Here is a 25,698-nt window from a genome sequence, read left to right as displayed (position 1 = left end):
TGAAGGAGAACAGTATGACCATTGAGGCGGTTACTAAAACGATTGGACTGATCCTTGCCCCGGTTGTGATGATTACTGCCTGTGCCGTGATACTCAATGGACTGTTGGCTCGCTACGCCTCTATTGGCGATCGCCTGCGTTTGGTAAATCAGGAACGACTGAATCTACTGGAACTGGATTTAAGCCAAAATCGTTTCAAAGCAGATCGCCTGCACGAACTTGATTGCATCCTGCCTGATTTACTGCGCCACCATCATCTTGTGCATGATGTGCTGGTGCTTGTTTATCTTGCCATTCTGGTATTCATGTTGGATATGTTAGTGATTGCATTAGCGATTTCTACGCTTATCAGCTGGTTATCTCAATTCGTCGTAATCGTCTTTCTGATTGGGATTGGAATTTTATTTTGGGGTATCGTGCTCATTGCCCATGAGCTTCGCACCTCCCACCGCTCTATTCAGTTTGAAGTGCATCGAACCTGTCAGTTATGCAGGAAAAGTTCCAGTAACTCAGTGAACAAGTGATTTACCAGAATCAGTATGCAATAGATGAATGGTACTCGTGAGTTTTGTTGTTGAGTATAAATTTCAGCTGACTAGAAAATAGAACTCCGCAGCTAGGAACGCAGAAGAAAAAATAAATTTTCATCTGTCCTGGTGAAGCAGCCCTGCTCTCCGGGAGCCACTGCGTTGCCCAGAGCAACGACAGGCTTCCAAACAGATTTGACAGTGTTGCATCCCGTGTTGTCTGATGTAGGAATAGTTAGTAGTTTGTCGATTAATAATGAAAGACAAGTATGTGTTACTGACAGGGGCCACTGGGGGGTTGGGTTTAAGTGTCACTCCTGTTGTACTGGCACAAGGTGCGCTCGTCACGGTGCCTTATCGCAAAGCGGAAGAAACAGAGCGGCTCAAAGAAGCTATCTCCCCTGCCGATCAGGGCAGAATCCAGTTTACTCCTGCTGATCTGCAAGATGAGCAAGCTGTTCAACACTTAGTGGATGATATGCCGCGAGTCGATGTGTTGATCCATCTGGTTGGAGGTTTTGCGATTGGTAAAACCCATGAGTATCCTTTTGCTGATTGGCAACGGGACTTTGGGTTGAATCTCAACACAACCTTTTTAGTCTGCAAGCATAGTCTACGACGTATGTTAGAGCATGGGTATGGACGGATTGTCACGGTCGGCTCGCGGGGGGCTGTAGAACCGAGCGGACAACTCGCAGCTTATAGTGCTTCCAAAGCAGGAGTCGTTGCCCTGACCAAGGCTCTAGCTGATGAAACCAAGGGAACCAACATTACAGCCAATGTGGTTCTACCCAGCATTATTGATACCCCTACTAATCGAGTAGCATTGGGAGCTGAGAACGCGCACAACTGGGTTAAACCTGAATCTTTAGCTCAAGTTATTTGTTTCTTAGCATCTGAAGCGGCTCAAGATGTTCGAGGGGCAGCAGTTCCAGTCTATGGCAGTGCTTAATGCTCTCAAGAATCGATTTTCTTGTAGACTAGAACGCCAACAAGTATCACTGTAAAAATTACGGAAGAATTGTAGCCATGCATCAATCAGCTAACCCAGCAAATCCAACCCCCCCAACCCTTGAGAAGAAACTTGCTCTGCTACAAAAGTTAAGAGATGAATTAGGCAGTGGAGACACGATTCGCCGTCTATTTTTTGGCGATTTGGAACCCATTGCACTCCAACCAGGAGGAGCTGGCACAGTCGTCCATCTCTATAACAAAGCCAATGATGTCACCATTGCTTATTGCGCAACCTACGATGTATTTTTGGCTGCCCGACCAGGACGAGTCACCGAATTCGATCCTGCCGAAATCAAGTAGGGCAGGATTACAGTGAGGTGAAGACTCACATACACATTGCTCTAACTCCGACAGCAAAAAAAATTCTGCAACAAAGAGCGATGGAGTGCGGTTGCAGAAGTATTAGCGATTTAGTTGAAAAGTGGGCTAGAGGAGAAATTGCATAGAGTTGCTAGGTTTTATCTAGACTTTAGTTTTTCTGCTTAACCGCTATTGACAATCCATAGCTCCCAACTATGGCTGGCGGCAAAGTGGCAAAACTGCGTTACAATCCCTAAGTTGTGTTGCTGCCGCCATTTAAGCCGATCATTCGCTAAAAATCTAAATCCACAATAGTGAAGATACACAATCCCCGTTAACCCGCGCTTCTTGGGGCATGATGCTGATTCCCAAACCTGCTTTGATCAACCAAATCACCCATTCCTCATGACTGGCGCTCACTACCACTTTTGGACGCACATTGGCAGCATCGAAAATGAATGGAGTAGAACGTCAGTATTTCATTATGCATTTATTAGATGCGTTTGCCCTGGGGTTCCCCCCGTTGTAGGCGGAACGCCTTCGGTGCAGGGTAGGAACTGCTCACCCTCCGGGTGAGAAATGCCCACCTTACAGAAAAGCGCTGTAATTTTCTAGCTCAAAGACTAGCAAATGACATAAAAAAATCACGCCAAAACCAGCAAGAGTTACCCTGTAGGATCACATCTCCTACGCAATCGGTTGAACTTTGCGTCTTGGCGTCTTGGCGCGAAACTAATTTTTTGACATGAATTAGCGGCGGAATTTTTTGGGGTCTAGGCGATAGCCAGTTTGAGGTTGAGACTGCTGACGACCAAGCGACACACCATTGCTGAGTTTTCCTCCGGTACCGCGATCGCTACGATCTAGGAAAGGTTTGAGATTGATCGGGTCTTTAGAAGAAGCAGAGGGTTTTTTGCCACCGCCGAAAATTGTTCGCCCTAAGTTGGATAGTTCATCATTACCACTTGTATAAGTGTTAACGCCAAAAGTTTGCTGACCACTATCAGCAGAAGCCAAGTTTTGGAAAACGCTATTGCGGACAGCATAGGGGTCTTGGTTGGCTGGGACTGTCAGCACAATTCGACAGTAAGGATTCGCTTCGGTGGTTACGCACAGAATGTTCTCTCTGTTTTCTACGGCTGTCTTCAGTTCCACTAAACCATCTGGGCGATAAGATTCCAAGCGCTGCGCAATTGTGTCGCAACGTTTTTGTGCATTCCACCCGTCTCCTAAAGTCCTAGGAGTCGCCCAAGCGAAGTATTGACCAGGTTGACTTTCAGGCTGGTACATAACGGTGTACTGACCGTTGTAAAACTGACAGCTAAACCGATTCGCGCTATCAATAGGTGTTGAGGTATTTGTTGTCGTTGTTGTTGAGGAGGAACCTGATCCAGTTGTCCTTGTTGTGGTCGAAGTTGAACCATTACCAGCTGGTGATGTTGGTACGACAACATCACCAGATCCACGAACTTGGGCGAATGCAGCGGAATGACCAAAAACTAAGGATAAACCAAGACCACTCAAAAAAAGAAACTTCAGAGGTTGAGATAGCATAAACAGTCCTAAAACGGGATTTGGGGTAGGGAGTTGATAATTCCAGTGACGAATTATTTTGTGATTTTGATTCATCGACGGCGTCCCTTTTTATCTTTTCTTTCTTTTTCCTCTTTGAGTATCTGTTTCGCTTTTGCTTGAATTTCTGAGTGACGCGCTACTCCTTCATAGGCGTAGCGGTTGTATTTGTTGCGTGAAATCAACTCTTCTAGTGAGCGAACTCGCTCATTACCGCCTGGGTGAGAAGATAACCAACTAGGAGGTGTGAATTTCTGTTGTTTTTCCAATGTTACCATCAAGTTACGCAAGCCATCAGCAGCGTAACCTGTTGCAGTAATGAGGCGCGTACCAAGAGTATCAGCTTGACGTTCCATGTCGCGGCTGTAGCTGAGTGCAAACAGTTGACCGACAATACCGCCATAGGGAACATATTGGGTGACGTTGGCAATCAGGTTTCCCTGAGTGACTAATTGAAAACCGTGGGAGAGGACGACGTGGGATAATTCATGACCGATTAACCCAGCTAATTCTGCTTCAGAATTGCTTTTGGCAATAGCACCTGCGTTAATAAAGATTTTGCCTCCTGGTAGTGCAAAGGCGTTGAGATCTGCTTCCGGGATGACGAAGAACTCGTATTTAAACTCATTACGTCCTGACACTTTCGCCAGTTTCTGTCCAATTTCATCAACGTATCCTAAAACAGCTTCATCCTTAACTAATTTCAGTTGCTTTTTTGCCTGCTTTGCCACCGACTCACCTATAGATCCTTCTCCCCGTAGCATCATAATAGTGGAGTCAAGGGCGGTAAACGGACCGAGTAGACTACCAGTGACGGCGTAACCTAGGACACCAGTGATAATGTTGGCGATCGCATTGCCTCTAATTTTTCCTCGTATATGGGATTTGTAACGCTTGAGATTGTCTTCTGCCAGTTTTGTAAACTCAGGTGCTTGTGGATCATTTGGGTTGAGAAGGGCAAATTGACGTGCCGCAAGCGAGGCTTCCATCCATTTTTTAGCTTTGGAGAGTGCTGCAACTCGTGTTTTAATTAAATCAGGTTGATTAGGATACAGCGTCGCCGCATTGTCTAATACCTGCAATGCTTTTTTCTCTTCACCGTATTCTTTGAGGACTTCAGCGTACCGAATATGACCGGGGATAAATTCCGGATTCTTTTCAACCAAAAGTTCTAGCGCTACGAGAGTCCTAGTTTGCATCTGACTGGCAATTCCCGCTTCTGCTTCGCGCCAGTACACTTGACCGCCTGGGGATAGTTGCGCGAGGTCAACTATGGGTTCTTTCAGTTGTTGTGTATCAGGCGTTTTGGCAAAAGGTTCTTTAACCTCTCGATACAGTTTTTCCGCTGCAGCTATCTGTCCCGCCTGGTAAAGCTTGTCTGCTTCTATCAGTTTTTGCTGACGGGCGATTTCTTCGGGACTGGGTGGAGGTTCCGCCGCTGACTCCGGCTTTTTATTATTATCAGAAGAAGTTGGTTGTTTTGATTCAGTAGGTTTCTTTGTATTAGAGGCTTCTGGGTTGGGTGTTGCTGAAGGAGATTTTTCTTCGGTGGGTACTATTAGTGGTTCATTATGAGTAGTGGACGCTGGGGGTTCTTTTGCTGGCGATATTATCGGTTGTGTCAGGATAATCAGAATAGACGTTCCGACTGAGAGTAATACCCAGCTAAAGGCAAGCAGCAGCGGCTTCCATTTGCGTTGCATAAGGAATCTCGTCTTATCCGAGTTTTTGATGATTTATAGTAATTAAAGCAGACCACAAGGGGCAGATAGCACTTAAACAAATCTCCAGAGAGCACGCCTGTAAGCGGGGTAATATTGAACAGGCGTGAGCTAGACTGCAACTACAACCGAGCCAACACCAAAAGAGCAAGATTGAAAGCACACAAAGAAATCCGCTTTTTCAAGGAAATTAATCAACTCTATGAAGCTACAAATTCGACCCATAGAGCAGTTTATAATTTGTTTGATATTTTCAGATTAGAGGATTTAGAGGGAGAAACAGTAAAAGCGCTGCCGCCCTACCGAAAAAGCTTTTATCATGTGAGCTTCAAGAAAAGCCCAAGTAACTCATTTGTTTTTATCAATGCTGACAGATTTGAAAACAGACGGGACTGTCTTGTATTCAGTTCACCCTATCATATCTATTCTTGGCAAAGAGACTCAAACACCAAAGGCTTTGTCTTTTACTTCAAAGATGAATTTTTATCGTGCGATATCTTGAGCGAGTTTCCCTTCTTTAAGGTTACAGAAACCAATCTCTTCGAGCCCGAACAAACGGAAGCAGAAAAGCTACTAGGCTACTTTGAAATGATTTGGGCGGAGTTTAGAGGCACAAATTCCTACAAAACCCATATCATTCAGTCGTTGGTGCTGGCTCTACTTTATTATTGTAAATCCCTTCATGAAAGATATAAAACCCAAGCAAAAGACCAACCCCGTAGCCTTGTCATCTTAAACCAGTATCAGCAGCTCATTAATAAATTTTATCTAGAGAAGAAGACAGTTGAGGAATACGCAAGTTTGTTGGGCATTACCCCTAATCACCTAAACGATGTCATAAAGCAAGCCACAGATAAGACAGCCCGTAGCTTTATCGTTGAGCGTATTTTGTTGGAGGCTAAGAGCCTTTTAACTCATACGGAATTAGATATTGCTGACATTTCTTATAACTTACAATTTGACGAACCCACCAACTTTGGCAAGTTCTTCAAAAAATATGTCGGACTGACACCGCTACAATTTCGTAATCGTAAGCAGAAGGATTAATCCTTTGTTATTTACCATTTTATCCGCGAATTGTATTACCAGCGTGTAGCAAGTAGTGACTACTCTTGGAATGTCATGTCTTGGTCGTCACATCATTCTAATAACAATGAAAATTACAGGTCATACTATCCTCATCACAGGTGGAGCAACCGGCATAGGATTAGCCTTAGCCGAGGCTTTTTTGAGAGAAGGCAGTCAGGTCATTATCTGCGGAAGAAGAGAGAAAAAATTACAACAAGCAAAGTTAAAGCTCCCTTCGCTTCATATCATGGTATGTGATATTTCCAAAGATAGTGCCCGAGAAAACTTGTTTAAATGGGCTACAAATACTTTCCCCAACCTCAACATATTGGTCAACAATGCTGGTATTCAAAAAGAAGTCGATTTAAGAAAAGGAGCAGTAGATTTATTGGAAGAAGAAATGGAGATAGACATCAACTTAAAAGCTCCAATTCATCTATCCACAATGTTTATACCTCACCTAATTAAGCAGAGAGAATCGGCAATTGTAAATATTACCTCAGGTTTGGCATTCACACCGCTTGCAGTTGTTCCTATATATTGCGCGACAAAAGCAGGTTTGCATTCATTCAGTCAATCTTTAAGGCATCAATTACGAAATACATCAATTAAAGTCTTTGAGGTAGCCCCACCTATTGTTGATACAGAGTTAGATAGGGGTGCAAGAGAAAACCGAGAACAAGAAAACCTAGTCATTTCACCTGTGGAGGTGGCTGAGGCAGCTCTCAAAGGTATCAAAGAAGACCAGCTTGAAATTGTAATTGGTTTAGCAGATAACTTACGTTCTGCTCCTGAGAAAATGTTTAATATCATAAATCGCTGATGCACCGAATGATTCAAAACGGGGATAGTTACCTGGACAATAGCGTACTCGTTATGTGACGACTCTCACCGCTAACGCCAAGGGCGTTAGCGGGAGCATCCAACCTCGCGGTTAGAGTTTGCTGATTCACAGGACGGGCAACCCCGTATCCTCCACAGCATAAGCTAGAAGCGTCCTCTCCGTTGTTTTGAACAAGTAGGTATCTAAATGCTCAATCCTTTATCCGTAAAGTGTTTTACCCAAGAAACGGGGATGTCGTTAAACACCTCTCCTTCTTGGAACCCCATACACTTTGTTTTCAAGGTTCAGTCCGTTAGTTTGGGATGAAAGTTTTCCGGTCTTCGACTCTAACGGGAGACTACTGACTCGATCTTCTCAATTATACCCTGAAACCGTTATGAATAAAGACTTTCACAGTTTAAAGATGACACGCCACGTTTGGCAATTAGAGGGGTATTGAACCCCTCCAATTGCCCCGCAATTCCCCATCACCGCCAACGCTTCGCGTGTGGCGGGAGTACCCTTGCGGAGGTCTAGATGGAAAGGTGACAGCGATCGCTCTTGAGGAAGGCGCATTCTAAGCGTTTACACACATAAGACTAGTAGTCTGAGGCTACATAAACAAAGCCTGCCAACGCAGGTTTGATTGTTGCGCTGGCGGACTTGGTTAGACAAGCCGCAAGCTAAGGGCTGTCGGCTACTGGTGCAATTTTGGAATAAATTGAATTCGCTGTTAGCAACGCGATCGGTACGCCTCTAATTGCTGATTCAATGGACAACGGTTGACAATGAGTACAAATAGCCATCCTGTTTGTGCAGTAATTTGCAATATTTATGGTTGATTATTTGCAATTTTTTGGTTCCTGTGGAGATATCGAATTGCCCAGTTTTCCTAGTTGAGACTCTTCCTGTGTGAGTACCAGCATTTTTCCCTGACGGAACAACAGCTTTAACGATATCCCCAGTCCTAAACCCAAAGTGAAACTTGATATTAGTTTTATGGCTCTTAGGAAACCCAAACTTATTGGTTACACACATTTGGCGATTGCCATGTCCACAGGTTTTTATGATTAAAGGTTTCAATCCTTTAACTATTACTTTTTCTGGAGTTGATTGACCGATGCAAACGGCATCAAAGTAATGGGTTTTATCTAGATCAAGCCTTGTTCTATTAAACTTCGTCAATCCCCCGCTACCTGTTTCTACTGGTAACCCTGTGCTTTTTAATGTTTCTAAAAGCTTGAATCTAGTTACATTAACAGCCGCAACGTCTGCCAAGGCTTTTTTTGCTTGCACTTCAATCTTTTTCAACCGTTCAGGATCTTTCTTGAGAAAGTCCTTGATATTCTTAGTCCCCTTTTTGATGTTACATTTCTCACAACTTAAGGTAAGATTGGAGATTCTATTTGACCCTCCTTTTGCTCGTGGGTGAATGTGTTCAATCTGTAACGGCAAGTCTTGTTTATCACAGTAGACACACTTTCTCCCAAACTTTTCTAGCAAATACTCTCTCGTTTCGTATCCGGCTAGAGTACCTTGTTGATACTCCTTACCACTGATTTCAGGGTTCTGCATTAATTGAGTGTCAAACCGAACTAGTTCTTGAGAGATAGCCGTAATTGGTGCAAGTTTCATCAGCCGCTTAACCCAAGTTTTGATGTTGTAAACACGGCTCATTAAACTTGGTGCTAGCCATCTATCAGAGCGCTTTCTATTATTAAAACGTGGTTGACGATAACGGGTTTTTCTTGCTCTTCGACCTCGACGTACTTGCCTACGAGAAGTTAAAGATTCTCGAATTGCAAAACCTCGGTGCTGTAGTTCCGCCGCGAATACAACAACGCCAGTGATATCATTAACCAGTGCCAACCCTGTGCCTTTGGAACCAGGGTCAATTTTAATTCTTAATGCCTTAACTGGGGAATCTGGTCTAGATTCCTTGAGAATGATTGTGAACGGAAAACGTTTAAAAACGGCTGCTTTTTTGTTCCTTAAAAGTTGTCTCGCTTGGGCTGGATGAATAGGATCTAGCGGTCGTTTATTGGTGTCGATTACAAATACTTTGCTCATAAGAGCCTCCTTTCGGGTTATGTTTTCCTCGATCAAGTTAAAAGGGCTTTTTAAGCTGGATGCACTGACTTCACCAAATACATCTGTTTAACACCCAACGATAGAGCCGCAAGCTGGAAAGCACCCACGGGTATCATGACCCTTTTAACGTAGTCCTCAAAGGACTTGATCTGGCTATATCCCCAGGGTTTGTACTGGTTGTCCAGTTTTGTCCACTGTTTGGTGTATAGCCTAATTCTGCATCACAGCATCCAACAACTTATTAGCACCAAAACGCACTGGATCGGTACAGGGTAGCCCAGTTTCTGCTTCGGTTTGGGCGATCGCATCCAACGCCTGTGACTCATCCAGATGACCAGTGTTAAGAGCGATACCTACTACAGGTACAGATCCAAAGGCACCACCTGCACTGGCGACCATTTCGTAAAGCCTTACCACTTCTGTCAAGGGCGGAATTGAAACACCAACATTCCTGACTTCAGTTTGTCCGGCACGATGTACCAGTATCAACTGTGTTGGTTGCGAACCACGTATCAAAGGTAACGTTGCTGTGGAACCGGGGTGCAGCAGCGAACCTTGTCCTTCAATGTGCAGAATGTCGTAGTTTTTACCATAGCGCATGACCATTTGTTCTACAGCACCAGCGGCAAAGTCCACCCGCACTGCATCCAATGGCACACCATCCCCTTCTAACATCAAACCAGTTTGACCTGTGGCAAGGAACTTAGTATGCCAGCCCCGCAGTCGTGACGCCCAATGTAACTCTAGACTCGTTGACATTTTGCCAACTGCCATATCGGTACCCACAGTCAAAACCCGCCGACAGGGGAGAGTGCGTGCCATACCGCTAGCAACACCTATATTGGCTGGTTCTTTGCGCACATCCCAAATAACTTGCCCAGGTTTCAGCAGTGTCTTTAACTCTGGTATCGTTGCCAGAGGAGTGTGCAAGCCGTTCACCACCGACATCCCAGCTTTGACAGCGTCCTTGAGTTCATGCCAATAATCATCTGGCAAAGCGCCGCCTTTGGGCGCAATGCCAATAACTAAAACTTCCGGTTTGTACTCCAGTGCTGCTGCAACCGATGAGACTATCGGCACATCACGCTTGATACCTGTTAATTCGGTCAAGGATTTGCCCGCACATTCCCGGTCAATCGCTGCTACGATTGGGGCTTCAGCATACCGTAAAATTGACAGCCCAGTTTTCCCATAAGGTCCCTTGATTCCCTCATGCAATAGAATAGCGATCCGTTGATTAAGCGCCAGACGCACTGCGTTGTACCCCCAATCCTGGTAAATCGTTTGGTAAAATTCTCCCGTCCTCTACAAATGCACCTATAAAAGGGTCATCTATTAAATTCAGGTGACTATCCAAATCGAGATAGTCAGCTAATGGTGCAAGTTGTGAGAAGGCTGTATTGGCTAGCGTACTGTCGGAATAGCAACCGAACATCACTTGTAACCCATGTGCCCGCGCTGTATGTACCATCCGCATTGCTTCGGTTAAGCCCCCTGATTTCATGAGTTTGATATTAATTCCATCCACACAGTTTGCCAACTTAGGAATATCGGAGCTATTGAAGCAACTTTCATCGACAAAAATAGGTAGAGGAATTTGCTTCTTCAGTTCCACTAAATTTTCTTCCTGCCCTCTTGGCAGTGGCTGCTCTACATACTTTACACCTATATCGACAAGCCAATTGCACATAAATACTGCATCTTTCAAACTCCAACCCCCGTTTGCATCAACGTACAACTCTAACGCTGGTGCTTCTTCTCGCACTGCCATTAACATTTTCTGATCTGCGGCGATGCCATCCGGACTACCCAACTTTACCTTCAAAACACGCACATCAGTTAATTGCAACCAATCCCGCGCCCTAGCCCTAGCCCCTTCTGGCGAATTGATACCAATCGTTACTGAAGTTGGCACTATGGCGTTGCGATTCAGCCCCCACATCTGCCACACAGGTAATCCTACACGCTTTCCCAACCAGTCGTGCATTGCTACATCCAGCGCCGCCTTTACAGACGAAGGAACAAGCGCTTTTGTTAACACTTGCTCAATTTCCTGCCGTTGTAATGGGCTGAATGCTTGCAAAGAAGGCGCGACTTGCAGCAAAGCATCTTTTATAATCTCAGTTGATTGGGGACGGGTGCCCACAGTAAATGGCGATGCTTCCCCCCAGCCTTCAATCCCATCGTGGGAAATCCTCACCCATACATTCGTCGTTTGTGCCGTTGTGCCCCGACTGATGGTCAAAGGAAAGCGCTTGTTTACGGTAAATATTTCTACTTGTATTTGCATGATTATGCATGAACTTACGGTAAAATTGCGTTCTTTTTGACATCAAAGCTTAGTTCAGCTTTTTACCCACATTGAGTCTCTGTTATACTTTTTTACAATTCTAAATTTTTCCTATTACCTTTTTACATATTTTGGTATCCACTTTCTCGATGACAAACTTACAAAAATGGAAGCTTTTGCACTCCAAAATGGTCTTGAATCATGCCTGGTGCCAAGTCAGACAAGATGAAATACAATTACCGAATGGTAGGATTATAGATGATTATTTTGTAAATATTAAACCAGAAGTTGCTCTGATTTTACCTATTACCAGCAGCAAAGAGATTATTTTTGTCCGTCAATACAGACATGCAGTAGGTGAATTTTTCATAGAACTTCCTGCGGGGAGTTTTGATCCACAAGAAGAAAGCGCCGAAGTAGCAGCTGTGCGAGAACTACAAGAAGAAACAGGTTATAGTGCTCAACAAGTCACAAAGATAGCGACGCTTTATGATAAGCCGAGTAAAGATACAAATAAAATACATTTATTTTTAGCAGAAAATGTGATAAAGTCCGGAGAACAAAAACTAGATATTACAGAAGAGATAGAAGTTCTCCTTATTCCTGTGGAATCAGTTAGGGATAAAATCCTTAAAGGAGAAATTTCTGTAGCGGGAACTGTTGCAGCTATTTGTTTGGGTTTGAATTTCCGGCGTTGCTGAATCAAGATATGAATTTATAATTCATGGCTATGTAGAGACGTGCCATGGCACGTCTCTACAAGGATTTCGCATCAAACTACAAAATTGTATACAAACATAATTCATAACCAAATTCAGCAACGCCGAATTTCCTTAATAATCACAGCCATAACAAATAAATGTACAATGGCTTAATTTTGTTCGTTTCAATACAATTGGTGTTTCCAACCGTTTTATTCACATTGAGTAAGATAACTTGACATCTTACAGCCAAGTTTATACAGAGTTCGTTAAGTGTTTATAAAAACAATAATATTTTCCCTCATATACGATAAAATAAGCTTTTCCAGCCTGCTTACGTAGTTTTTTTTTGTATACTTAAACTCTTATAGAGTGTAGGTGCAAGATATGAAATAACAACATTCGTTCTTTAAGTTGATACTAAACTGGCTAAACTTGCCTGTTCAAATTTGGGAACTGAATAGAAGATAGAGGAACAAACAACTGCATAAGTCAAATTGACTTGCACCTATTACAGGTTGGTAGCGAAGGAAAGGCGAATCTCAAAGCAAAGTGAGTCTTCCAACATTACCAACAGAACAATGGAAACACTATTTACACAACTGAACAATTGAAGAGGTAAAGTATGGCATCTCAAAATCTCCCAGTTCTGATTAAGGGTAGCAATGGTCAAGCAGTGAAATTAGTACAACAGCTGCTGAACGCTTATGTGCCTTATATTAAAAATGCTAAAAGTATTAAAGAGGACTCAGACTTTGGTCAAAACACAGAGCAAGCTATCATAACCTTCCAAAAAGCATACCGAAACCAGTTTGATGGTACTTTGGAAGGCGATGGAAAAGTCGGTAATTTGACTTGGCGTGCCTTGGGTGATTTTGGTTATAGACACTCTCCTGCAGGTCAATCATAGTAGCTTCTGGAGTCACTTACTCCACCCCAAAACCGAATAATTCAAACCTCAATAATTCTAACTACAGATAAACACCAAGCCAACACATATAACGGTTTATCTGTGGCAAACATCAGAAACACAATCAACACCAGAAGGGAGCATCCCAAATGTTTAAATTTATTGTCATGCTGTTAGCGTAGCTCCTCACGAAGTGAGGCATGGAGCGATAGCGTAATGAAGCATCTCAAGTCGTGAACAAGGCTTGAGATTCCTCGCTCCTGTTCCTTCGCTTCGCTCAGGACTTCGCTTAGAATGACAAACGTGTTTTTCAAAAATTGGGATGCTCCCCACCAGAAAGAGAATTCAAGGAGTATAAATCATGACAACTGCAATTCAATCTGCAACCTTACCAGTACTGCAAAACGGTGACACAGGAGAAGCCGTGAGATTGCTACAACAACTGCTGATTACTTTTAACTATCTTGAAAAGGATCAGTTCGACGCTAAATTCGGTCAAAACACAAAGGATGCTGTAATTCAGTTTCAACGTGTTTGGTTTGGCCAAGATCCTTCAAAACAAGATGGTATTGTTGGTCCAAATACCTGGGATGCTTTAGGCGAAGCTGCTAAGGCTAAAGAGTGAAGCTAGCCTTTGTAGGTTAAGGAGTCACTCCTTAACCTAACTAGAAATGACGCACTTTACAAACAAGTCGTTGTGTATATTGCCCAAGGCGTTCAGTTTGTCAGCGATTCAAGAGCATTGTTTTCCATTTCTATTCCCTCGGTGCATAAGTTGATTCATGCTTACACCGATTAAGAATACACAAAGCTTAGCTCAAGAAAGCTTAACTTTCATTGTTCAACTTTACTCAAATAACACAAAGGAGAAAATTATGTCTACTATTTCTGAGCCAATTCTGCGTATCGGTAGCGAAGGTGCAGATGTCAAACGTCTGCAAGAGTATCTGAATGCTCATGGCTACCATATAGCAGCTGACGGCATATTTGGTGCGAAAACCGAAGCGGCTGTTCAGGATTTCCAAAGAAGTCATGGTTTGACGCCGGATGGAATTGTCGGACATAACACCTGGGCAGCTATAGAAGGAGGAATTGGCTAACAGATTTAATAAAACTTAAAGGTTTCACAATCACTTCCGACTTACGCATTGACAGTTAAAAAATTGTGTGTATTTAGTCGTACTTTCTGTTTAAGGTTAATGCACACTATGGCGTATCTGTACATTGCGTAAGTTTTAGCTAATACCGAGTTGCGTTCATAGCTGCAACTACCCCCCGCCCCTCTCCGATGCCTTGGAGAGGAGTGCCCGGAGGGCGGGGTGAGGTAATTGAGCCGCAACGCGCGTATAGTAGCTTAATCTCAAACCTCAGAAGCGCGATACGCGTAGCGTCAAGCCTCTGGCTTATCGCCTACTCCGGACGCTCCGCGTCATCGCGCTTTGGCGGCTTTGTGCATAAGCGATCGCCTTTTGGTGGCTCCCGTTGAGAGCATCGCTTGAGCTTGATTGCACGGAGCGCGATCGCACTCTGTACCCGCATGCAAAAGCGATCGCTTAACTCTGAATTCTGTATTCTTCAAACTCAACCCAATCCCAAATGCAATTTTAATGCAGCATCAATTAATACCATTTTCTCCTCATTTAAACTACTTACGACTTCGCCAATAATTCGCTGCTTGGAAATTGTTCGCACTTGCTGTGCCTGTACTTTAGAGGATTTTGTTAAACCACTATCCTCTGGAGCAAGCAAAACCTCAAAGGGATAAACACGAGTAACATTGGAAGTCAATGGTAAAATCGTCACTGTGGTAGCAGCACGATTATTTGCATCATTACTTACTATTAGCACTGGACGGCGTTTATCCATTTCTGAACCCACCGTAGGACTAAGGTCTGCGTAATAAATATCACCACGTTTCATCTGTCAAGCCATCTGCTACTGTCACATCCCAATCGCTGTCAACTTCAGCAGATGCTTGTCGGTAAGCTTCCTCTAGTTCTCGGTTTCGCAGCATTTCTAATGCTTCTTCAATGACTTGAGAACGAGACTTGCATCCTTTATTAAGCTTGTAATTTTCGATAAACTCCACTAAATATGGTGGCAAGGAAATGGATAGTTTTTCGACATTCATATTCCTACCAATAAGTAGTCAAAATTATTCCTACTAATATAGTAGCTTAATCTCAAACCCAGGAGCGCGATACGCGTAGCGTCAAGCCTCTGGCTTATCGCCGCCTGAGTATGATTCCTCCATGCGATCGCCTCCGGCGGGGCTTTGCCCATCGCCCTTGGCGTTACCCCACCCCGGTTTTGTCTAACGCCAAAACCTCCCCTCCCCTTGGCAAGGGGAGGGGACGTAAAGCGTAGCTTAACGGGGGTGGGGTGAAATCAACGTGGAATAAACCTTTGAACGTGATTGTTGACACCTATGGCTGGAGTCACCCCACTAGTACACTATGGCGTAAATAGAGCAACCATTTAAAATCCCCAAAAAGCCGATTCCATAATACTTTTGACTTTTGACTTTTGAATGCGTGACTTCCGCCTTGCGGTACTAGCCCCTCGCCCGACACACCCTCAACCTCTCCCGCGCCTCCGGATGGGTGACAAAATAATCTTGCAGCCAGTCGCAACCCCGCGCCAGCAAATCATCCAACCCGCCAACCCGCCACACCTTGGCTGTGCCGTCATTAGATGCAGTGACAATACGTTGACCATCCCGGCTAAATGCTGCACTTGTGACCAAGTCCTGATGCCCTTTAAGTTCAGCAAGCAGCTTACCATTTGTATCCCACACCTTGGCTGTGCCGTCCCAAGATGCAGTGACAATACGTTGACCATCCCGGCTAAATACTGCACTTGTGACCGTGTTCTGATGCCCTTTGAGGTCAGCAAGCAGCTTACCATTTGTATCCCACACCTTGGCTGTGCCGTCATATGATGCAGTGACAATGCGTTGACCATCCGGGCTAAATGCTGCACTTGTGACATAGTTCTGATGCCCTTTGAGGTCAGCAAGCAGCTTACCATTTGTATCCCACACCTTGGCTGTGCCGTCCCAAGATGCAGTGACAATGCGTTGACCATCCGGGCTAAATGCTGCACTTGTGACGTCGTTCTGATGCCCTTTGAGGTCAGCAAGCAGCTTACCATTTGTATCCCACACCTTGGCTGTGCCGTCAAGTGATACAGTGACAATGCGTTGACCATCCGGGCTAAATGCTGCACTCCAGACCGGGTTCTGATGCCCTTTGAGGTCAGCAAGCAGCTTACCATTTGTATCCCACACCTTGGCGGTGTTGTCATTAGATGCAGTGACAATGCGTTGACCATCCCGGCTAAATGCTGCACTTGTGACCTCTTTCTGATGCCCTTTGAGGTCAGCAAGCTGCTTACCATTTGTATCCCACACCTTGGCGGTGTTGTCATTAGATGCAGTGACAATGCGTTGACCATCCGGGCTAAATGCTGCACTCTTGACCTCTTTCTGATGCCCTTTGAGGTCAGCAAGCTGCTTACCATTTGTATCCCACACCTTGGCGGTGTTGTCATTAGATGCAGTGACAATGCGTTGACCATCCGGGCTAAATGCTGCACTCTTGACCTCTTTCTGATGCCCTTTGAAGTCAGCAAGCTGCTTACCATTTGTATCCCACACCTTGGCGGTGTTGTCAGATGATGCAGTGACAATGCGTTGACCATCCGGGCTAAATGCTGCACTTGTGACATAGTTCTGATGCCCTTTGAAGTCAGCAAGCAGCTTACCATTTGTATCCCACACCTTGGCGGTGTTGTCAGATGATGCAGTGACAATGCGTTGACCATCCGGGCTAAATGCTGCACTNTCTGATGCCCTTTGAGGTCAGCAAGCAGCTTACCATTTGTATCCCACACCTTGGCGGTGTTGTCAGATGATGCAGTGACAATGCGTTGACCATCCGGGCTAAATGCTGCACTCCAGACCGGGTTCTGATGCCCTTTGAGTTGCGCCCGTTCGTGGATATTGTCAGCAATTGTTTGTAAAGCGAGGATGGGGCTAGCAGCAGGATATTTTTCTAAAGGTCGTCCATCCTTCACCAGTTGTTTTAACCTTTGTCCGGCATCCATCGCCGCTAGTAATCCTTCTATTTCTTGATGTTGTTTCTCAAACTGGTCTAAAGCTGCAACCCCTGCTCTTTCTAACTCCGTTGCTTCCTGTGCTACTTTGGTTTCTGTCAATGCCTGCGCCCTTTCTTGTTGTGCTTGCTTCAGGCTAACTTGGGCTTGTTTCACATCATCTTGAGCTTTTTTCGCTTGCGCTTGCGCCGCACCTGCTTGTTGATTTGCCAAACTTACTTTTTGTTGTGCTTGTTGAGTCTTTTGCGCTGCATCTTGCTGAATTCGCTGTAAGTTTTGCTGGGCATTAGTTAACTTTTGTTCAGTCTGTTTGACTTTTTGTTCTGCTGCGTTTTGTTTTGCCTCGGCTTTTTGCTGATTATTTTGCGCTAGCTGCTGTTGTTGCTTGGCGGTTACTGCTTGTTGTTGTGCTAATGCTGCTTGTTTTTTGGCAGTGCTTGTTTCTTGATTCGCTTTTGTGATTCCTTGCTTTGCCTGATTTAATTCTGATAAAGCCGCGTCTTTTTGTTTATTCGCGTCCTCTCGTTGTTGAACTGCGCTATTGCGTTCTGATACAGCAGAATTCCGTTGTGATTGAGCAGTCATTCTTTGTTGATTAGCCACACCAGCCGCCATGACTGCGATAATTGCCCCAACTATCGACACAGCCAAAATAGTCCCACCAATGCGAAGCTGCTTCTGGGTTTTGCGTTGCGCCTGGGCAAGTTCAAACTGTTGACTAGCAGAGATAAATTGATAATCTTGATTGCTTAAACTTCTGCCTTCTGCCCATTCTAAAGCATCGTGTAAGTTTTGCCCGTGCAATAAATGTGCAGAATCCTGGTTAGACTTTAACCAAGCATCAAAAACTGTGGCATAGAATTCTGGACGGAGATTTCTTAGCTCTTGATTAACCCAATTGGAATTAAAAATTGACTCGTAAATGCGGTTATAAACTTTTAAATGTCCCTGCTGTTCTACCACCAGCCCTGACAACCGCAAATCCATTTGTTCTGGAGTATCAGCCGCGCTGATTCCTCCAAACCCTCCTTGATAAGGTGAGGTCAAAATTTGCTGATAGATTGCCAACAACCTACCTGTACGCTGTGCACCACCTCGTAAAATTCGGTCACGAATCGTTTTTAAATGCTCTGGTTCATCCTGAGATTCCCAATTAGAAATGACTCTAGTTTGCACCAACTCCTCTACCCACTCAGCAACCCTATTTTCTGGAATAGCAGCATCAGCATCAAGAATCATCTGGCAAAGTTTTTGAGTTAGAAAAGGTTGCCCCCTAGTCCAATCCAAAATTGATGTTATAGCCGCCTTTGGATTATTCGTTTTCACCGCCAAACCGCCCGCTAACGGTTTAGCTTCTTGTAACTGAAAACCAGTTAGTTGAATCGCTCTACCAATATTAAAAGGAGTGCGTCGTTTATCTTGAATCAAATCAGAAGGAGTCGCAACCCCAAGCAGCGCAAAAGTCAGTCGTTGATAATCTGGTTTTGTCGCCCGATTGTTATAGCATTCACGAATGAGAGCAAAAAAATCATCTCTCTCAAATTCTAGACTCAAAACACTGTCGATTTCATCGACAAAAATCACAATATTTTGATAAACCGACTGCAATAAAACAGTTTCAATAAACTTGCTTAATCGGTTCACTGGAGACAGCAAACCTTCAGTTGACCACCAAGTATTTAAATCAAACTTTTCATAGAGTTCCAAACTATTGATAATACCATTAATTATCCCCGCATACCATTGTTCGGAAGTGATATCCGCAGTGCCAATGCTTGTAATGTCAATATCAACACAGGCAAAACCCTCCGCCTGCAACCTTCGCATCGTTCGTATCTTCAGGCTTGACTTGCCCATTTGTCGAGAGTTGAGGACATAGCAGAATTCCCCTGCCTTCAAAGCTGTGTAGAGGTCAAAATCTGCCTGTCGCTGCACATAAGTGGGAGCATCAATTGGCAGACTGCCCCCAACTTGATATTTGTATGATTTGTAAAATTGTTGAGTCATTTCAATGTTTTTTTTAATTTTCTCTATAGATTAGTTAAATACTGATTATCTTTAGGACTTACGCATTGACTAATATCAGGTTCGGTTGATTACTTATCATTCCTGAAGAACCCCACCCTCGTAAAGCTACGCTTCACGTCCCCTCCCCGCTTGCGGGGAGGGGATAAAGGGGTGGGGTGCAGTCAACGTGGGAATCATAACTAATTAGCCGAACATGATATAAAGTCTGATTCTGTGCGTTAAGTTATACCTGTTTACTGAACGGAAGTTTGCGATTAAGAGCTAACCAAGAATATCTTCTTTTTTATAGGGGTCAGACTCATCAAATTATGCACTTAGGGGATTCCTTGTTTCGGTGGTCTAAGCAGGAAATACAGACAAAGCGGCTCTGCCGCTAGAGGAGGCAGAGCCTCCTGATAGTGCCAGCCAGAGACTGGGAACGAGAAATTGCCAGCCAGAGATTGGGAATGAGAAAAACTCGATCCCCCCTAGCCCCCCTTAAAAAGGGGGGAATCTTAAAAGCCCCCTTTTGAAGGGGGTTGGGGGATCTCTTCTGCGTAAGTCCTAAATTGATAAAACAAGAAAAAATAATCTAATTCACCCCCAAATTATCCCGAAAATATAACCGATATAAATCACATAAAGGCGTGACATCATTACCTTGAAACTTCACTAACCCCATACTGCGTAACTTAAATGCCAAACCTGTTTCTATCCGTACTGGCTGAGTCACAGCAACGACTTGTTTAATAGCAGTAACTAACTTGCTATCTTCCTGTAAATTCCTCAAATGCCTACGCAGATGGTCACTATAAAAACCTTCTTCTGTCGGCGCAATTTGTAAGAATTGCGACAAGCTAATTCTGCCACGAGCAATTTCATGAAGTGCTTTCCTGACTAGATAGGGATGTCCCCCAACCATTGCTATAAATTGCTGAAATTCCTCCTCAGTCCAATTTAAATTGTGTCGTTGTACCAAATTCCGCACTTGTGACTCATTGAACTCTGGTAACTCAATTGGCAATCCCACATTAAACGGTGATTGATTAATATTCAAAGGAATATAAACTTCTTTGGAATGCACAATCACCAATCGCAATTTTTTCCAAATTTCTTTATTCTTAGATGTTTCATGCCAAGCTCGTAGTAAGGCGAAAAATTCTGAGGCTACTTGCGGATATTGAAACACTTGATCCACTTCATCCAAACCCAAAACGATTGGGCTATGAATTTCTGACAGCAAGTATCTTTGAAAGTAGTTTGTACACTTATCTTTACTACCCAAAACACCTTGCCAATATTCACTTAGCTTATCCTTGAGATTCAACTCCTGAGCAATGCTGCCACAAAACCACTGCAAGAACTTATCCAGATTGGTAAAAAACTCTGCATCTGCTGATTGAAAGTTCAAGTATGCAGTTTGACAGCCATGTTGCGTCCCATGATGAAGAACACGTGTCAAAAGCGAAGTCTTACCCATTTGCCGGGGTGCTTTAATCCGGATCAGCGCTCCTGGTTGTAAAATTGTCTCGTAACAGTCAGCCTCAGTGGGTGGACGTTCAACATAAAAGGCAGATTGCAAGCTCACTTGTCCTTCTGGTTGTTCAAAACTGCCAGAAGTAGAAGCTGGTTGGGGAGCAATAATACTTGATGCTTGAGGATTGTCAGGCGTACTTTCACTAAAGAGCTGCCGAAAGAATTGCAAAATTCTTTGGAAAATAGAGGTTTCACTCACTGACTGGGAAGGGTTTTGCGAAGAAACGAGAGGATCTGCTTGTGAAGCTTGAACAATTCTCGGCGTTGGCTGGAGAGTTGGAGCCTCATAGAGATCCAGATATCGCTGCAAGGCTTGCAACGCAACGGTACCATTTTGGTAACGCTGACGATAGTCATAGCGCACCATCGTATCTAAAATTTCTGCACCCTGGGGGCTAATATTGATCCTGTCGACAAGCAAACCGCAATATAATTCACCATTGTTGGCATCTCGCGGTAGCTGTTGAGGTTGTAATCCAGTCAACGCCTGAAAAGCCAGAGCTCCCACCGCATAGATATCGCTACTGAACTGAGGACGAAAAGCCTGTTGTTCACTAGGCATATAACCCCGAGTGCCAATTGCAACTGTTAGGCTGCTTTCACCTTGAGCGTTGACTTTCAAAGCACTGATTTCTTTTACCGCCCCAAAGTCAATCAGTACAATTTTCCCATCTTTACGCCGCATTAAATTCTGTGGCTTGATATCCCGGTGGATAATACCTTGTTGATGAACAAACGCCAAAACTTCTAGAATTTCCTTGACAAGCCTTAAGACTTCACTCTCACTCTTGGGCGAACCAGGAATAATTTCTTTTGCTTTTATCAAATCATGCCCATCAACGTATTCTTGAACTAAATAAAATTCTCCGTTTTCTGGAAAATGGGCAAACACCTGGGGAATCTGGGGATGTTGCTTACCAAGCTCGTATAAAAATTGTGCTTCCCTGTCAAATAGCTTTTTCGCAAGAGTCAAAAAATCAGGATTTGGGTTTTTTAGTTTGAGGTGTTTGACAACACACAGGGGTTGCCCTGGTAAATCTAAATCGTTAGCCAAGTAAGTATCGCCAAAACCGCCACCTCCCAGATACTGAAAAATTTTGTATCGATTTCGGAGCGTTACACCAATTAAAAGAGATTTGTTCATTTTGCCTCTCCTATCTTTTACACTGGTAACTGGTCAAAAGATAGAAAGCAACAAAAAAATAAAATCAGTAGAAAAATTTTATTCTCTTTCATCTTTTTGCTATAAAATATGCAATTTTAGACGCACCAGTTGAAAATCATTGCAATATACACTGTTAAAGCTAAAGCAAAAAAACCTGTTTTTCCCGTGATGCCGGCAGAAGGCTCCCGCTAGAAGCCGTAAGGGTTCTAGCGGGAGTTTAGCCGACCAATAAATAAACGCGAGGCATCCTTAGAAAATATATACTGATTTTCTAAAGTATGATATTGTATTCATATGATAACACTGACCTACGAGTACAAATTAGCTCCCACGCTTGAACAAATACAGGTTTTTGACCGATGGTTGGAAATCTGTCGCTCGGTGTGGAATTTTGCATTAAGACAACGCAAAGACTGGGCTAACTCTAGGAAGTGCGATATCAATGCTTGTAGTATCGTTTCGGAATATATAATTCCGCCAGATGTTAAGCGACCTACCTACGCTAGTCAGTGTAAAGCACTAACAGCAGCCAAGAAAGAGTATGCCCATCTTAAAATAGTGCATTCACAAGTGTTGCAACAGGTTTTAAAGCAACTTGAAACAGCATTTGTGTCGATGTGGGAACGAGGGTTTGGTTTTCCTCGTTTTAAGAAGAAGATGCGCTCGTTTGTATTTCCACAAATGAACGAGAAAGATATAGTTGGGGATATTATTAAACTGCCTAGTATCGGTATAGTCAAGATGCATTTATCTCGTCCAATACCTGATGGGTTTTCCCTAAAGCAGGCAAGGATAGTTAAACGTGCATCTGGATACTACGTAATGCTTTCATTGCAATGTGATGTTAATGTACCTGATGTACCTCCTCATGGAGAACCATTAGGGATTGATGTCGGATTGCTCTCCTTTGTTGCTACATCGTCGGGTGAGTTGGTTAAAAGACCTCGTTTCTTCGTTGATACCCAGAGTAAGCTGAAATTGCTACAAAGACGGTTAAAGCGTAAGAAAAAAGGTAGTAAGAATTGGCGCAAACTCACCCAAAAAATAGCTCTATTGCACGAACATATTTCCAACTCAAGAAAAGACTGGCACTTTAAACTCAGCCATCATCTTTGTAATCAAGCAGGAATGATTTTTGCAGAGGATTTAAACCTAAAAGCGATGTCTAAAGGTATGCTATGCAAGCATAGCTTAGATGCTGGTTTCGGTCAGTTTTTAAATATCTTAAGCTGGGTATGTTGGAAACGCGACGTGTACTTCGCCAAAGTCGATTGCAATGGTACATCTCAAACCTGTCCTATGTGTGATACTCACACTCCAAAAGATTTAAGTGTCAGGGTACACGATTGCGTTTGTGGATATAGAACTGATAGGGATGTAGCAGCAGCCCAAGTAGTGAAAAAACGAGGGCTTTTAAGCCTCAACGCCGATGGACAAGCGGTGTTTCAAAATGTCTGTGGAGACGGTCTAGCGGGGGCAGCAATGCCTAGTCAAGAGTCTTTGAAGCAGAAAAGCCAGACTGTGAAGTTTGGAATCCGCCGCCATATTGCGTAAGCAATTGTTGCTAAGGGAGGATGTCAATATTATCATAAGTAATTACATCGAGTTTATCGCCAAAACAAACGGTAGCTGATTTTGTTTCGTTTTTGTAACAATCATGAATTGCAACCGCAGCCTCGACGAGGATAGACGCAGATGTAACAGACCATTATCTGCGTTTATCTGTGTCGAGGGTGCGGTTAAAATCTAAAATTCACTGTGCCCACTGCTGCAAAATATAAGCGTAGAAAGCTTCTTTATCTACCGTATCCATTGCAGAAATCTTACGTCCTTCAGGAACTATTTTGGTACGCCCCTGACTCAGACCTGTGGTGATAATTTCTGTTTCCCACTCTCGCAGTTGATAAAATTCTGGATGAGCAAGATAAGCTGTTGCCAGCACATCCCAAAAATAATAATCTTGGGGAATCACCAGCGCTTGGCATTGTCCCGCCAAATCAGATAAGGGATAGTGACGTTGTTTTCCCACTTTGTACACAATGTCAGATGTCACAGGCACATTGTTAGTCAAATCCAAAGGACACATGATAATTTCAATCTGGGTTTGCCACACTCGTGCTGCGGAAATAGGGTCCCAATACACATTCCATTCTGCGGAACCATCTTGTCCTGGTTCCAAATTTTTGTCCACATTGCCAGCAACATTCAACGCACCCCCCATCCAGACAATCCTTTGAATTTTCGCTTCAATTTCTGGTGCTTTTTCGAGTGCAATTGCTACTGTGGTCAACGGACCAGTTACCATCAACGTTACAGGTTCTGGTGCCTCACGTAACACTTGTATCATGAAATCTTGACCAGGTTCGGCAAGTAAACGTGTGCGAATTGTTTCGCTTTGATTGAGAATAGGAAGATGGTCAACAATAAATGAATCGCGGCGGTAAAGGCGAGGGAAGGGATTGATACCGCGTACGGTGCTTTGGGCAACGGGAATATGAGAACATTCCATTAAATCCAAAATTTTACGTGTAGCGCTTACGGCTGGTTCAGCGTAGCAATCCGCTGGAGTGATCACAATACCTAATGGCTGTATGTGATCCATAGTCATCAGCAGCATAGTTGCTAGATAATCATCTACACCACCATCGTGATCCAATAAGACAAGTTGTTTAGACATGGAGATTTAAAAAATGGATGAATTTATGGAAGCTGCGATCGCACAAGCAAAACAAGGTAGACAAGAAGGTGGAATTCCCATAGGTTCCGTTCTCGTCAAGGATGGCAAGATTATCGGCAAAGGACACAACAAGCGTGTGCAAGACGGAGATCCAGTCACCCATGCCGAAATCGATTGCCTTCGCAATGCTGGTAGAATCGGCAGCTATAAAGGTACAACACTCTATTCAACCTTAATGCCGTGTTATCTGTGCGCTGGGGCTGTCGTACAATTTGGCATTAAAAAAGTTATAGCTGGAGAATCAAGAACGTTTCCCGGTGCTAAAGAATTTATGGTATCCCACGGCGTGGAAGTTGTTGACCTCAATCTTAATGAATGCGAACAAATGATGAGCGAGTTTATTGAAGAAAAGCCCGAACTGTGGAACGAAGATATAGGTAAATAGTTGGTAGTTGTAGAGACGCGCCGCTTGAAGCGTCTCTACAGGCTACTCCCTTCCCGCTAGAAGATTACCTATAATGTAGGCCAACTCACATCTTGCACCAAGTAAAAGATACACGTAGCTTCTTGCCAAAAAAAATAAGAAGTCGTGGAACTAATTGAAAAAGGATGCGATTAGAGGTTTGATATTTGGAGCGAGAGACGTAGCGTTCTTTCTAGAATGAGTTAGAGAATTAAAGATGATTGTTGAACCAGAATTTGACAAAGAAACTTTTTTTGAAGCAGCCAATCACGAAGATTTTTGTAAATTATTACGTGCTTGTGCTTACGCTCTTGAAAAAAAGATTTCACTTTATAACGCCATAGAAGAAATCGGAGTGAAATTTAAAATTCTCATGTGTTCTATCGTAAAAAATGAAGAAGTCAACGATGAAGGAAAAATTGAAGAAACCGAAGGTGAATTTTGTGAAAATTACGAGTTACAAGATTTCATAGAAGATATTCCGTACGGTGTTCGGCTGGCGTTTCTTGCGGCTGAATGCACTGCAAATTTAATTCGCTGCGTAAGTATTTCTGAGAATGAAGAAAGTCGAATTTTGTATGAGTATATAAAAAAGAGTTTAGAAGAAGAGAACGTTTGAGCGATCTGCACCAAAGCAGCAGCGCACTCGTGCAAAGCACCCCCTTCGGGTACGCTATCGCCCGTACACGTGAGCGGTGAGACAGAGAAAGCAGGCGG

Annotated in this window: 24 protein-coding genes and 1 pseudogene; 12 read left to right on the top strand and 13 right to left on the bottom strand. The window is 43.7% G+C overall.

The features are described from left to right. Positions 1 to 14 precede the first annotated feature (14 nt). The 3 genes from AACT52_RS31080 to AACT52_RS31070 all read left to right on the top strand — a co-directional run bounded on the left by AACT52_RS31080 (position 15) and on the right by AACT52_RS31070 (position 1,841). Positions 15 to 524: a DUF2721 domain-containing protein gene (locus tag AACT52_RS31080; protein WP_073628019.1), complete on the top strand. Its 510-nt coding sequence runs from the start codon at positions 15 to 17 to the stop codon at positions 522 to 524. Positions 525 to 783: 259 nt separating this feature from the next. Next, on the top strand, positions 784 to 1,479 hold the full coding sequence (gene fabG / locus AACT52_RS31075) for a 3-oxoacyl-ACP reductase FabG (RefSeq protein WP_073628017.1): 696 nt from the start codon (positions 784 to 786) through the stop codon (positions 1,477 to 1,479). Positions 1,480 to 1,556: 77 nt separating this feature from the next. Continuing rightward, complete coding sequence (locus tag AACT52_RS31070) at positions 1,557 to 1,841, top strand: hypothetical protein (protein WP_073628015.1); 285 nt, start codon at positions 1,557 to 1,559, stop codon at positions 1,839 to 1,841. 750 nt (positions 1,842 to 2,591) lie between these two features. Here AACT52_RS31070 and AACT52_RS31065 read toward each other — a convergent pair. Then, on the bottom strand, positions 2,592 to 3,395 hold the full coding sequence (locus AACT52_RS31065) for a COP23 domain-containing protein (RefSeq protein WP_073628063.1): 804 nt from the start codon (positions 3,393 to 3,395) through the stop codon (positions 2,592 to 2,594). 71 nt (positions 3,396 to 3,466) lie between these two features. Beyond that, the gene (locus AACT52_RS31060; RefSeq protein WP_073628013.1) at positions 3,467 to 5,116 is read right to left on the bottom strand and encodes a M48 family metalloprotease; all 1,650 of its coding nucleotides are present in this window, start codon (positions 5,114 to 5,116) and stop codon (positions 3,467 to 3,469) included. A gap of 114 nt (positions 5,117 to 5,230) precedes the next feature. Between AACT52_RS31060 and AACT52_RS31055 the strand changes: the two genes are divergently transcribed. Together AACT52_RS31055 and AACT52_RS31050 are read left to right on the top strand one after the other, a co-directional pair. Next, a complete protein-coding gene (locus tag AACT52_RS31055) occupies positions 5,231 to 6,181 on the top strand; it encodes a helix-turn-helix domain-containing protein (RefSeq protein WP_096549295.1) in 951 nt (316 codons plus the stop codon). A gap of 106 nt (positions 6,182 to 6,287) precedes the next feature. Continuing rightward, on the top strand, positions 6,288 to 7,025 hold the full coding sequence (locus AACT52_RS31050; RefSeq protein ID WP_073628009.1) for an SDR family oxidoreductase: 738 nt from the start codon (positions 6,288 to 6,290) through the stop codon (positions 7,023 to 7,025). A 411-nt stretch (positions 7,026 to 7,436) separates the two neighbouring features. On the opposite strand, the gene AACT52_RS31045 is transcribed toward AACT52_RS31050, so the two are convergent. The 4 genes from AACT52_RS31045 to AACT52_RS31030 all read right to left on the bottom strand — a co-directional run bounded on the left by AACT52_RS31045 (position 7,437) and on the right by AACT52_RS31030 (position 11,406). Further along, positions 7,437 to 7,601: a hypothetical protein gene (locus AACT52_RS31045; protein WP_158054515.1), complete on the bottom strand. Its 165-nt coding sequence runs from the start codon at positions 7,599 to 7,601 to the stop codon at positions 7,437 to 7,439. A 192-nt stretch (positions 7,602 to 7,793) separates the two neighbouring features. Beyond that, the gene (gene iscB / locus AACT52_RS31040) at positions 7,794 to 9,095 is read right to left on the bottom strand and encodes an RNA-guided endonuclease IscB (protein ID WP_073628007.1); all 1,302 of its coding nucleotides are present in this window, start codon (positions 9,093 to 9,095) and stop codon (positions 7,794 to 7,796) included. Positions 9,096 to 9,326: 231 nt separating this feature from the next. Further along, entirely contained in the window at positions 9,327 to 10,370 is a 1,044-nt protein-coding gene (locus AACT52_RS31035; RefSeq protein ID WP_073628005.1) for a DUF1611 domain-containing protein, read from the bottom strand. After that, complete coding sequence (locus AACT52_RS31030; protein ID WP_073628003.1) at positions 10,354 to 11,406, bottom strand: dipeptide epimerase; 1,053 nt, start codon at positions 11,404 to 11,406, stop codon at positions 10,354 to 10,356. The genes AACT52_RS31035 and AACT52_RS31030 overlap by 17 nt, the downstream gene beginning before the upstream one ends. Positions 11,407 to 11,555: 149 nt before the next feature. On the opposite strand from AACT52_RS31030, the gene AACT52_RS31025 reads away from it, so the two are divergent. The 4 genes from AACT52_RS31025 (at position 11,556) to AACT52_RS31010 (ending at position 14,117) form a co-directional block, all read left to right on the top strand. Beyond that, positions 11,556 to 12,107 (top strand): NUDIX hydrolase, encoded by a 552-nt coding sequence (locus AACT52_RS31025; protein WP_073628001.1) that lies wholly within the window; start codon positions 11,556 to 11,558, stop codon positions 12,105 to 12,107. Between the two features lie 625 nt (positions 12,108 to 12,732). Then, complete coding sequence (locus AACT52_RS31020; RefSeq protein WP_073627999.1) at positions 12,733 to 13,017, top strand: peptidoglycan-binding domain-containing protein; 285 nt, start codon at positions 12,733 to 12,735, stop codon at positions 13,015 to 13,017. A 361-nt stretch (positions 13,018 to 13,378) separates the two neighbouring features. Continuing rightward, on the top strand, positions 13,379 to 13,642 hold the full coding sequence (locus AACT52_RS31015; RefSeq protein WP_073627997.1) for a peptidoglycan-binding domain-containing protein: 264 nt from the start codon (positions 13,379 to 13,381) through the stop codon (positions 13,640 to 13,642). 250 nt (positions 13,643 to 13,892) lie between these two features. Next, positions 13,893 to 14,117 (top strand): peptidoglycan-binding domain-containing protein, encoded by a 225-nt coding sequence (locus tag AACT52_RS31010; protein WP_198940830.1) that lies wholly within the window; start codon positions 13,893 to 13,895, stop codon positions 14,115 to 14,117. Positions 14,118 to 14,446: 329 nt separating this feature from the next. Here the strand turns inward: AACT52_RS31010 and AACT52_RS31005 are convergent, their stop codons facing one another. From AACT52_RS31005 to AACT52_RS30985, 6 genes and pseudogenes are all read right to left on the bottom strand, one after another. Continuing rightward, on the bottom strand, positions 14,447 to 14,596 hold the full coding sequence (locus AACT52_RS31005) for a hypothetical protein (RefSeq protein ID WP_158054513.1): 150 nt from the start codon (positions 14,594 to 14,596) through the stop codon (positions 14,447 to 14,449). A 2-nt stretch (positions 14,597 to 14,598) separates the two neighbouring features. Then, a complete protein-coding gene (locus AACT52_RS31000; protein WP_073627993.1) occupies positions 14,599 to 14,937 on the bottom strand; it encodes a type II toxin-antitoxin system PemK/MazF family toxin in 339 nt (112 codons plus the stop codon). Beyond that, entirely contained in the window at positions 14,924 to 15,148 is a 225-nt protein-coding gene (locus AACT52_RS30995) for a ribbon-helix-helix domain-containing protein (RefSeq protein ID WP_073627991.1), read from the bottom strand. Before AACT52_RS30995 ends, AACT52_RS31000 begins: the two co-directional genes overlap by 14 nt. A 423-nt stretch (positions 15,149 to 15,571) precedes the next feature. After that, entirely contained in the window at positions 15,572 to 16,831 is a 1,260-nt protein-coding gene (locus AACT52_RS41580; protein WP_443216603.1) for a WD40 repeat domain-containing protein, read from the bottom strand. A 143-nt stretch (positions 16,832 to 16,974) separates the two neighbouring features. After that, a pseudogene (locus AACT52_RS41575) lies at positions 16,975 to 19,140 on the bottom strand (AAA-like domain-containing protein); the annotation flags it as partial. 592 nt (positions 19,141 to 19,732) lie between these two features. Continuing rightward, complete coding sequence (locus AACT52_RS30985) at positions 19,733 to 21,820, bottom strand: AAA-like domain-containing protein (RefSeq protein ID WP_073627987.1); 2,088 nt, start codon at positions 21,818 to 21,820, stop codon at positions 19,733 to 19,735. A 315-nt stretch (positions 21,821 to 22,135) separates the two neighbouring features. Here AACT52_RS30985 and AACT52_RS30980 point away from each other — a divergent pair, with 315 nt between their 5' ends. After that, entirely contained in the window at positions 22,136 to 23,395 is a 1,260-nt protein-coding gene (locus AACT52_RS30980; protein WP_073627985.1) for an RNA-guided endonuclease InsQ/TnpB family protein, read from the top strand. 199 nt (positions 23,396 to 23,594) lie between these two features. Here AACT52_RS30980 and AACT52_RS30975 read toward each other — a convergent pair whose 3' ends face one another. Further along, the gene (locus AACT52_RS30975; protein WP_073627983.1) at positions 23,595 to 24,518 is read right to left on the bottom strand and encodes a nucleoside hydrolase; all 924 of its coding nucleotides are present in this window, start codon (positions 24,516 to 24,518) and stop codon (positions 23,595 to 23,597) included. Between the two features lie 13 nt (positions 24,519 to 24,531). Between AACT52_RS30975 and AACT52_RS30970 the strand changes: the two genes are divergently transcribed. After that, positions 24,532 to 24,963, top strand: a complete 432-nt coding sequence (locus tag AACT52_RS30970; RefSeq protein ID WP_073627981.1) for a nucleoside deaminase — start codon at positions 24,532 to 24,534, stop codon at positions 24,961 to 24,963. 235 nt (positions 24,964 to 25,198) lie between these two features. Beyond that, positions 25,199 to 25,600 carry a hypothetical protein gene (locus AACT52_RS30965; protein WP_073627979.1) on the top strand — a complete coding sequence of 134 codons (402 nt, stop codon included), beginning with the start codon at positions 25,199 to 25,201 and terminating at the stop codon, positions 25,598 to 25,600. Positions 25,601 to 25,698: the final 98 nt, after the last annotated feature.

It is taken from the genome of Scytonema sp. HK-05, assembly GCF_963872035.1.
Classification (GTDB): Bacteria; Cyanobacteriota; Cyanobacteriia; order Cyanobacteriales; family Nostocaceae; genus Kalymmatonema.
The sequence above is the reverse complement of the archived record's forward strand: the minus strand, read 5'-3'. Positions and strand labels throughout refer to the sequence as shown.

Excerpts from the sequence above, each read along its gene's own strand:
- AACT52_RS31080 (WP_073628019.1), top strand. The coding sequence starts at position 15 with ATGACCATTGAGGCGGTTACTAAAACGATTGGACTGATCCTTGCCCCG.
- fabG (WP_073628017.1), top strand. The coding sequence starts at position 784 with ATGAAAGACAAGTATGTGTTACTGACAGGGGCCACTGGGGGGTTGGGT.
- AACT52_RS31070 (WP_073628015.1), top strand. The coding sequence starts at position 1,557 with ATGCATCAATCAGCTAACCCAGCAAATCCAACCCCCCCAACCCTTGAG.
- AACT52_RS31065 (WP_073628063.1), bottom strand. The coding sequence starts at position 3,395 with ATGCTATCTCAACCTCTGAAGTTTCTTTTTTTGAGTGGTCTTGGTTTA.
- AACT52_RS31060 (WP_073628013.1), bottom strand. The coding sequence starts at position 5,116 with ATGCAACGCAAATGGAAGCCGCTGCTGCTTGCCTTTAGCTGGGTATTA.
- AACT52_RS31050 (WP_073628009.1), top strand. The coding sequence starts at position 6,288 with ATGAAAATTACAGGTCATACTATCCTCATCACAGGTGGAGCAACCGGC.
- AACT52_RS31045 (WP_158054515.1), bottom strand. The coding sequence starts at position 7,601 with ATGCGCCTTCCTCAAGAGCGATCGCTGTCACCTTTCCATCTAGACCTC.
- iscB (WP_073628007.1), bottom strand. The coding sequence starts at position 9,095 with ATGAGCAAAGTATTTGTAATCGACACCAATAAACGACCGCTAGATCCT.
- AACT52_RS31030 (WP_073628003.1), bottom strand. The coding sequence starts at position 11,406 with ATGCAAATACAAGTAGAAATATTTACCGTAAACAAGCGCTTTCCTTTG.
- AACT52_RS31025 (WP_073628001.1), top strand. The coding sequence starts at position 11,556 with ATGACAAACTTACAAAAATGGAAGCTTTTGCACTCCAAAATGGTCTTG.
- AACT52_RS31020 (WP_073627999.1), top strand. The coding sequence starts at position 12,733 with ATGGCATCTCAAAATCTCCCAGTTCTGATTAAGGGTAGCAATGGTCAA.
- AACT52_RS31015 (WP_073627997.1), top strand. The coding sequence starts at position 13,379 with ATGACAACTGCAATTCAATCTGCAACCTTACCAGTACTGCAAAACGGT.
- AACT52_RS31010 (WP_198940830.1), top strand. The coding sequence starts at position 13,893 with ATGTCTACTATTTCTGAGCCAATTCTGCGTATCGGTAGCGAAGGTGCA.
- AACT52_RS31000 (WP_073627993.1), bottom strand. The coding sequence starts at position 14,937 with ATGAAACGTGGTGATATTTATTACGCAGACCTTAGTCCTACGGTGGGT.
- AACT52_RS30995 (WP_073627991.1), bottom strand. The coding sequence starts at position 15,148 with ATGAATGTCGAAAAACTATCCATTTCCTTGCCACCATATTTAGTGGAG.
- AACT52_RS30985 (WP_073627987.1), bottom strand. The coding sequence starts at position 21,820 with ATGAACAAATCTCTTTTAATTGGTGTAACGCTCCGAAATCGATACAAA.
- AACT52_RS30980 (WP_073627985.1), top strand. The coding sequence starts at position 22,136 with ATGATAACACTGACCTACGAGTACAAATTAGCTCCCACGCTTGAACAA.
- AACT52_RS30975 (WP_073627983.1), bottom strand. The coding sequence starts at position 24,518 with ATGTCTAAACAACTTGTCTTATTGGATCACGATGGTGGTGTAGATGAT.
- AACT52_RS30970 (WP_073627981.1), top strand. The coding sequence starts at position 24,532 with ATGGATGAATTTATGGAAGCTGCGATCGCACAAGCAAAACAAGGTAGA.
- AACT52_RS30965 (WP_073627979.1), top strand. The coding sequence starts at position 25,199 with ATGATTGTTGAACCAGAATTTGACAAAGAAACTTTTTTTGAAGCAGCC.